Source organism: Colwellia sp. SU-HH01217 (assembly GCF_057543495.1).
In genome coordinates, this window is record NZ_BAAJLX010000022.1 from 24885 (window position 1) to 33681 (window position 8797).

General features: G+C 32.8%; 8 protein-coding genes. 5 read left to right on the forward strand and 3 right to left on the reverse strand.

The features are described from left to right. Positions 1–194: 194 nt before the first annotated feature. Complete coding sequence (locus AC27G3_RS17575; protein ID WP_487123845.1) at positions 195–701, reverse strand: hypothetical protein; 507 nt, start codon at positions 699–701, stop codon at positions 195–197. A 114-nt stretch (positions 702–815) separates the two neighbouring features. On the opposite strand from AC27G3_RS17575, the gene AC27G3_RS17580 reads away from it, so the two are divergent. The 4 genes from AC27G3_RS17580 (at position 816) to AC27G3_RS17595 (ending at position 6150) form a co-directional block, all read left to right on the forward strand. After that, on the forward strand, positions 816–1583 hold the full coding sequence (locus AC27G3_RS17580) for a hypothetical protein (RefSeq protein WP_487123847.1): 768 nt from the start codon (positions 816–818) through the stop codon (positions 1581–1583). A 98-nt stretch (positions 1584–1681) separates the two neighbouring features. Further along, the gene (locus tag AC27G3_RS17585) at positions 1682–4660 is read left to right on the forward strand and encodes a Tn3 family transposase (RefSeq protein ID WP_487123851.1); all 2979 of its coding nucleotides are present in this window, start codon (positions 1682–1684) and stop codon (positions 4658–4660) included. Between the two features lie 108 nt (positions 4661–4768). Beyond that, positions 4769–5359: a recombinase family protein gene (locus tag AC27G3_RS17590; RefSeq protein WP_299074323.1), complete on the forward strand. Its 591-nt coding sequence runs from the start codon at positions 4769–4771 to the stop codon at positions 5357–5359. Between the two features lie 266 nt (positions 5360–5625). Then, complete coding sequence (locus tag AC27G3_RS17595; RefSeq protein ID WP_101343871.1) at positions 5626–6150, forward strand: hypothetical protein; 525 nt, start codon at positions 5626–5628, stop codon at positions 6148–6150. On the opposite strand, the gene AC27G3_RS17600 is transcribed toward AC27G3_RS17595, so the two are convergent. After that, positions 6125–6604: a flagellar protein FlhE gene (locus tag AC27G3_RS17600; protein WP_299074321.1), complete on the reverse strand. Its 480-nt coding sequence runs from the start codon at positions 6602–6604 to the stop codon at positions 6125–6127. The two genes, AC27G3_RS17595 and AC27G3_RS17600, sit on opposite strands and share 26 nt — an antisense overlap. 624 nt (positions 6605–7228) lie before the next feature. Here AC27G3_RS17600 and AC27G3_RS17605 point away from each other — a divergent pair. Continuing rightward, positions 7229–7675: a hypothetical protein gene (locus tag AC27G3_RS17605; RefSeq protein ID WP_101343873.1), complete on the forward strand. Its 447-nt coding sequence runs from the start codon at positions 7229–7231 to the stop codon at positions 7673–7675. 66 nt (positions 7676–7741) lie between these two features. Here AC27G3_RS17605 and AC27G3_RS17610 read toward each other — a convergent pair whose 3' ends face one another. Beyond that, on the reverse strand, positions 7742–8302 hold the full coding sequence (locus AC27G3_RS17610; RefSeq protein ID WP_299074313.1) for a DUF4879 domain-containing protein: 561 nt from the start codon (positions 8300–8302) through the stop codon (positions 7742–7744). Between the last annotated feature and the right edge of the window lie 495 nt (positions 8303–8797).

Sequence of the window (8797 nt, forward strand, 5' to 3'; positions counted from 1 at the left end):
TGAAATCTATAATGGTTTTGAAGGTAAGTAGGTTCAGATTTTAAATAAGAAGATAGAAAAAAATTTATTATTATTGTTTTGTGCGTAAACGTAGAATTAGTGTTGGTAACTTAGTGGTCAGCTTGTCTGTCCACAAGTTATCAATGCGGTGACGAATGAGCTTGCGAAAGAGGAAAATTCACGTTTTCCACAGTTTATTTAGAATATTTGGCACTGTGTATGTGTGCAGACATTTTTATTTCATTTATTTCTTCTTTCTTTAATAGCTTTGATAATTCATTGATTTTCTTATATGTTACATCTCTTTCATTCTCATTTAGTGATGAGGTTCTTCCAAGTTCTAAGTAAAACATCGCCTCTTTAAAATTGCCATTATTATAATGCAAAAGACCATATCTATGAGATGAGCGTGAGTGCCCTAAATTAGCGGCTAATTTTATATAAATTACAGACTTTTGCATATCTTCTATGTTGTCTGATTTTTTATACTTTTGAGCATATATTCCTGAAAGTGAATATGCAGCATATCTATTTCCGTTTTTGGCAGATTCTTCATAATAAATCTCTGCCATTTTCATGTTTCCATCTAATTGATTATAAACAGCAGATTCAAAAAAAGAAGGGTGTTGGTCATTAGCATTTGCGTAAAGTGAACCAATTAAGCCTAATAAAAGCAGTGTTGTTATATAAATATTTTTCATTTTTATTTTAAAAGATAACAAATAAAAATTTATTTGTAAATACATTTGTGTGTACAAAAAGACTTTACTTTGTTACTGTGTATGCTCTACCAATAAAAATAATAAAGAGAAATCATGTATAAAATAATATTACCAATTTTGGCTCTATCATTATTCGGTTGTGATGATAAAGAAAATATCAGTCATATAGAGAATAAACCGACTATTTCCATTTCAGAGAAAGAAAATCAAATTGAACTCCAGTTCCGTGAATTTCTAAAAAATCCTAATCATAAAAATTTAGTTGAATCTGATAGAAATTTTATAACTATTGATGAACTTAAAGAAAAATTTTCAATTCCAGAACGAAAGCTTACCATTTCATCAAAATATTACGAATTAGAAAAATTTGTTTTTAATGCAATTAAAATTTCCGTATCTGTTAAGCATGATCCGAAATTGGAACAGTTTGATATTGTCTATTATAGTGAAACTCCAATGATTATTACTCATTTTGGATTGATGGATATTTATGAAGATGAGTTAATAAACCCTCTGAAGTTATTTAATGAAGGTAGGCTTAATTCAACTGATTTAAAATATTATAAAAGTTCTAATAAGGCAGTGGTTTTTAAAAACGGGAAGTTAGATTTTGAATTTGAAAAGAAAAGTAAAATAAAAAAGCATACAGTGAACGAAATGTTTTATTACAGGTTGGACGGAATGGATATTTCAGAAGCAAAAGAGGAAATTGAAAAATCTAGAAGTAATCTTAATGTGATAAAGGAAATGATTAGTGAAAAAGAGTTGGTAGAGCAAAATAGAATTATTGATAAAGCTTATTCAAGCGTAATTTTGAGAGAAAATCTAATTTGGGGTTTTGTGCCCATCCCCTCGAAATGAACCTTAAGGTTATTTATTGACCACTCATAAGTTATGATGGTGTAAAATAACTATAAAGGTCAATTATCATCACTAACCCAACCACTAAACGTATTCAAATACTTACATCGTCTGAAATAAACGAACTTTACGCTCTTCCTAACTTTAATCATACAGACAGAGAAGACTATTTTTCATTGGATAGTGAAACCCAAAAACTGGTTAATGAGCTAAGACGATTAGAAACCAGAGTATATTTTATCCTGTTATTAGGCTACTTTAGAGCGCGGCCTATCATTTTTAATTTTTCATTTGAAGATGTTATTGTTGATCTTGATTATGTCAGAACTAAATATTTCAATGGTAAAGATATAATGTTGACTGACTTACCTCGAACAACAAAAACAAAGCTGTTCAAAAAGTTACTTAACTATACTGGCTTTTCAAATTATCATAGTAAAGTAGATAAAGAACTACTTCTTAAAAGACTCAATGATGTCGTAAAAATAAACTTAGAGCCTAGGTATGTTTTCGATGAGTGTATTGCTTATTTTAGTCAAAACAGAATAGCGCTTGCTGGTTATACAACACTACAAGACACTATCTCAACCGTTTTATCAAATGAACGAAGCCGTATTGAGCATATTCTCACTGAAAATTTAACTCAATCCACAAAAGCCATATTACTTAAATTACTTGAATCAAATAGTACTTTTACTGACCTAGCCAAATTGAAAAGAATGGCTAAAGATTTTTCGGCTAGTCAAATAGCACAAGAGTTGAAGACACATAAAACTATACGTTTACTTTACCCTGAAATTAAAGTGCTTATTGCTGAACTCAAATTATCCCCTAAAAACCTTGAATACTATGCGTCATTAGTTAAACACAAGACAGTTTATAAACTCAGAAGACACGATGACAGCCAAACTATTTTATATCTTGTTTGTTACTTATTTTTTAGGTACCGAGAAACCAATGACAATTTAGTTTCTGCTTTTATCTATATGATCAGAAAGTTAACAGAATCAACCAAGGGCTATGCAAAACAACGTATTGTAGAAGATGTAAACATTGTTAGAACCAAACTAAAATCTGCGGGTAGTTTATTAAAGTATTTCATCGATACCGATATGGATGATAATTTAAGCTTTGGAGATGTCCGTAAAAAAGCTTTTGAGCTTATTCCAGCCAATAGCATTAAACTGTTAAGTGATCATTTAGATAATAACGACTTTGATGGCCGTCAATACGAATGGCAATTCATCGATAAACAATCCAGTAAAATTAAAAAGCTTATCCGATCACTTTTTATGTCTATTGATATTGAATTCATTCATCTTAAAGACGAATTGCGTGAACAATACATCAAGGCTCACGAAGAATTAACCGCATTCAAAACAATAAAAACAATTAATCTCGATGTGGTATCTAAAAGTGAACGTGAATATATTGAAGGTGATAATACCAAGTTAATTGCTAATCGCTTTGAGTATTTCCTTTACCGTAAAGCCGAGCAGCTATTTCATAGCAATAACTTAACAGTTAGAGAAAGCGTTAATAATCGTAGTTTAACGTCAGATTTAATTCAACCTAAAGAATGGAAGCACAAGGCTGAAATCATTGAAAATACTGGCCTTGATAAGTTAATTACGCCCATTAATCAAACGCTAGCCGATAAGAGCCAACAATTAGAAATTAAGCTGAAGAAAGCAAGTGAACATATTTTTAGTGGCGATAATAAGTACGTTGAGTTTATTCCTGGTAAGGCCGAACTTAAGTGGTCAATTCCTAACAGCCGTTGGCAACAAACCATTGAAAATCCGCTTTATAATCAGATTCAACATATGGGTATTGTTGAACTAATGCTATTTGTCGATCAAAAAACAGGTTACTTAAATTCGTTTACCCATATATCAGCAACAAAAGAAAAATCACCGGTAGATAAAGAAGATCTCATTGCTTGTATTTTGGCAAACGGCACGAATTACGGCTTATATAAAATGGCGAATATTTCTGACCGTTCAATGGGGAAATTACGCAGTGTAGACGATAGTTATATTCGATATGAAACGCTGACTCAATCGAATGATAATATTTCTAATGCTATAGCCACATTGCCAATATTTGCTTATTACCATGTTGATGATAACCAATTTTTTTCAAGTATTGATGGTCAAAAGTTTGAGTGCCGCATTAATACGTTTAAAGCGCGTTATTCATCTAAATACTTTTCAAAAGGCAAAGGGGTTTCTGCACTCACATTGGTTTCAAACCATGTGCCAGTAAGTACGCAAGTGATTGGTGCTAATGAGTACGAAGGTCACTTTGCTTTCGATTTGCTTTACAATAATTCATCAGACATACAGCCAAATACTTTATCGACCGATACGCATGGTACCAACAATGTAAATTTCGCCATTCTAGATTTTTTTGGTTATACGTTCGCTCCTCGATACGCAAAAATGAAAAAAGTATTTTTTAATTTATTTGAAGTGTCTGAAGAGAACGGTGGCCGTATTCAATTGATAAAAGAAATTAACCATAAACTTATTACAGAAGAGTGGGACGAAATCCAACATATCGTGTGCTCATTAAGCCGAAAAACTACCACACAAAGCACTATCATTAGAAAGTTAAGTAACGGCAAGAGCCGTACATTGGCAGCACTTCATGAGTACGACCGTTTAATTAAATCTATTTATGTTTTGGAGTATGTCGATAATTCCACTCTGCGCCATTATGTACAGCAAGCACTAAACAGGGGTGAAGCATATCACCAATTAAAACGCGCTATTACTTCAGTTAATGGCAATAAGTTTCGAGGTGGCAATGATTACCAAGTGTCACAATGGAATGATTGTGCTCGGCTCATTTCAAACTGCATTATTTATTATAATTCAGCACTATTATCGGCATTTTTACAAATTCAAGAAAAAAATGGTAGGCAAGACGTAGTTGATATTATTTCAAGGTTATCACCTGTCGCTTGGCAGCATATTAATTTGAATGGGGAATATGCTTTTAATAAAGATCGTAAAGAAATTGATTTACTCGGTTTACTAAATGGCATTGAAGCACTTGGTAGTGCCGATTAAAAAAATAATCTTATCAAAAAGTATACTTTATGATGACTACATTTGACTATTATCAAAACTACTCTCATAATGTTTTTCTCAAAACATCTTAAGATATACGATAAAAAAATGTCTAAAATTGGATACGCAAGAGTCAGTTCGACAGGTCAAAGTTTAGAGGTTCAACTTGATAAATTAAATCAAGTTGGCTGCGATAAAATTTATCATGAAAAACAAAGTGGCAAAACAGCTTCACGGCCTGAATTTCAAAAATGCATGAATTATCTTAGAGAAGGCGATGTTTTTGTGATCACTCGATTAGATCGCCTCGCGCGTTCCGTTATTCATTTATCACAAGTAGCTGAACGCTTTCAGGCTGAAAATATTGATCTAGTAGTCATTGACCAAGCAATTGATACATCTACTCCCACTGGAAGGTTAATGTTTAACATGTTAGCAGCCATTGCCGAATTTGAAACTGATTTACGCTCTGAGCGACAATTAGAAGGTATTGCTAAAGCGAAAGAGCACGGTGTTAAATTTGGTCGGCCAACCAAGAGAACCGATGTAATAGATTTTGAAATTTATACTAAACGAAAAGAAGGTGTATCAATTGGTCAATTGGCAAAAAATTATGACTTGGGGTCAGCGACCATTTATAGAATATTGAATGATGTATCTGAAAAACTATCAACTGAAATAACAACTTTGCTTGATTAGAGTACGTCTTATAATTGAATACCTGTTTACCTTCTTATTAAGTCGGCAATAACTTGCCTACTTGAAATTATACAGTGCCCCTTATTTGCCGTTTTATTGACCAAAACTACTGATATTTCTACTTTAGGGTGTACTTTCATACTTAATTCTTTAAAAATAGTAGAGAATATTTTTGGTATGTTATTTGCTTTTAAAGTATGAGTAAGTATTGATGTTCATATCTCATACAAAAATGCAGCTTTTATTAAAAAATTAAGGATAATAACATGATAAATTCTATTGGTTCACAGAACTATGCTGTACAACAAGCCCGTTCTAATGTTGGTAAAGTTGAACAGACCGCCGAAAACTCTCCTAAAGTGCCTGAGAATGTTAATAGCAGTGACGCTCGAAAGGGGGCTATTTCTTTTATTGAATCAGCTACACCAGAAGAGTTAGAGGCTAGAGTTAATTCATTAATAGGCCGAATGCCATCAGCAGGCATGATTAATTTGAGAGAAATTATGAATTCTGATAATGGGGATGAAGTAGTAGGAAGAATAAATCGTTTGAGTGCTCAAATAGAACAAGAAAGTCGTAGTGTACTGAATCAAGAACAAGACTTAATCAGTCAGGGGCGAGCTGAGGGGAAAAGCAACAAAGATATTTTAATGAGTATTGTAAAATTACAAGATGAACAATCAGATGTATATAAATTAGCAATGCACTGGGGAAATGAAGGGCTTGGTTCACCTAAAACTTATGCCAAGCTGGTTGAATTAACGCCTAGCTATGTAAATTATTATGCTTAATGATTTTCTGAATAGCAGGTATAACCGTACTTAAATTAGCTCCCGCACCAAAATTTCCACTTATATTAACACACTGACTAAGCGTGCTTTCACATAAGTAAGTTGTTAAGTTACTATTATAATTCCATATATTCCATTGCCAAGTAATGTTTTGAACTGTAGCTGATGGAGATGTTCCAGCAGGGGCACTCATCAACGGGCCGAGATACCACTGACCTGCTGTATAAAGGCTTGGATTATATACCACTTTTGTCCATGCACCAGCAGCAGCAAAAGCCTCAATGCCTCCTTCTGATTTTAAAGCGCGTGGAGATTCAAGTTGATCTACAGATATAATTTCTACTGTACTAGGATCAAATTGCAACTCTACATCTTTTTGTTCTACAGCAAGTGCGTTCATAGTGAAAGCACTAGTGATAACAGCTAAAGCTAATAACGTTTTATTCATTTTCATAACAAACATCCTTTTATCCATGTTAAATTACATCCCTTAGATATTTAAGGGAAAGTATCTTGAGATATGAGGTCAATATCTCAAGTTTTATTAAAGCAGAAAAACCTTTTCATTTAAATTATTATTTTATGATGGGGTATTGTGCATAAGTTAACAATAATTCGTTTAACACTCTGTAGACAACTGTATTACTAGCGCACAAGGCAGCCTTGAATTTCATAACCCTTTTGCGGCCATCCCCTCGAAATAGGCATTAAGGGATAAATTCCATTCTCAAAAAATGTAATAACAATGACTTTTTAATATTTTGATTTTTGATTTTTGAGATGGGTTGATAAGACGCGCACAGCGTATTATCACGCAATTTTTTACAAGAATATTTAAGTCTTAATAAACGGTCGTTTTATGAGATAAATTTAAACTTGCAAGATCGCAATATTTTTCAGTAGCTTAGAGTAAGTAAGGTTAATGTCGAGGGGATGGGTACAAAACCCCTAGTAGTTATATTTTTGAGGGCACCTTATGGTTAATGCTTTTTAAAATATCAAGATACATTTCGTTGGCATAAATACTGCAAAGTAAATAATTATAACATTGCTGTATAAATATTTAAAAGGATCTGATATGTATATTAATAACAATGCCCAATCAAATATTATATATGAAATGCAAAATAGCGTTTCATATAATTCGGAAAAGACTTCAGGTACAACGATTCAGAGACAAAATACAACCGATACTGTGAGCATAAGTAAAGAAGGTTTAAATGCTAAAAATAATTGGCAGGAAATTAGCGAGAACTATGATGTTACTAATATATCGCAAAGAGAAATGGCTAACATGGTTTCAAATTTAATTGATAATAAATTAATATCTTCGACAGATAGTTTGCACCTAATGGCACCTCGTAGCATGAACCTAGATCCTGATGTTAAGTTCGATCTTTTAGCTACAACCCGTAAATCATTAGTTTTCGCTAAAGAAAGTGGAGCTTCAATGGAAGAAATAAAGAATAAAGAAAGAGCTATAGACATACTAGAAACACTACGAAATTTATCTAATAGAATTTAAACGTGTAAAAAACGCACGGATATTAATAACTTGTCACGTACGTTTTAAATCCTGAATTCAATCTAATTAATTAATATAAATTGAATCACTCCAATAACCAAAGGGTGAAGCTGTTGAGTTCGAACCAACACTAAACGAGCCTGACTGCTGACCACTAAAGTCAAAGCCATATAGCCAACCAGTTACAGTTTCACCCACAGCACAGACATGTAAATCATTACCACATCGATATTCAGATAAACCTGCTGACTTTGAAATACCATTCATAGTAGCGTTAGTCACGTTTCCATATCCAAATTGCCAAATATATATATTCAACGTAGCCCCACCGTGATTTCCACTGGAGGACTGAGACGGAGTAATATTTTCCCAACCATAATTTGAAGAATAAATGTTCCCTATTTCAAAATATGTAATGCCCGACGCAGCAGCTCTAGATGAAATTTTAGCATCAGAAGACGCCTCTACATATTCATCAGACATACTAGACGGGCTATTGATTGCTAAAGAAGTAGAACTCTCTGCTATCTTATTAACCACACCTGCTTCAATATCAGCAGCTAGTACATTTACTGAAAAAGCACTAGAAACCAAAGCTAAAGCTAAAAACGTTCTTTTCATTTTCATAACAAACATCCTTTTATCCATGTTAAATTACTCCCTTAAATATTTAAGGGAAAGTATTTTGAGATATGAGGTCAATATCTCAAGTTTTATTAAAGCAGAAAACCTTTTCACTTAAACTGTTATTTTATGATTGTCGAGAGCATTAGCACAAACCCCTTCATATGCTTTATTTTGATTAATCATAAGTAACTATAAATTCAAATTTGGTTAAAAAACAAGCTTAAGGTTCATTTCGAGGGGATGGGCACAAAACCCCAATTTCTGGATTGAGCATAACAGATCTGAAGCTTAGTACTAATAAAGGATATTACTTTATTAGTTTTAACTGGAAATCAAATGACTTTTACGACATAAGTAGCATTACATGTTACCTTGAATATTTAAATGAAAGTGGCGAAATTATAGGTTTTGAAGATGTTCACACCTGTTTTTATGAAGATTTAATTAGTGCGAAAGTTGGTACTCGATCTAGCATGATACAAAATATAGATGCTG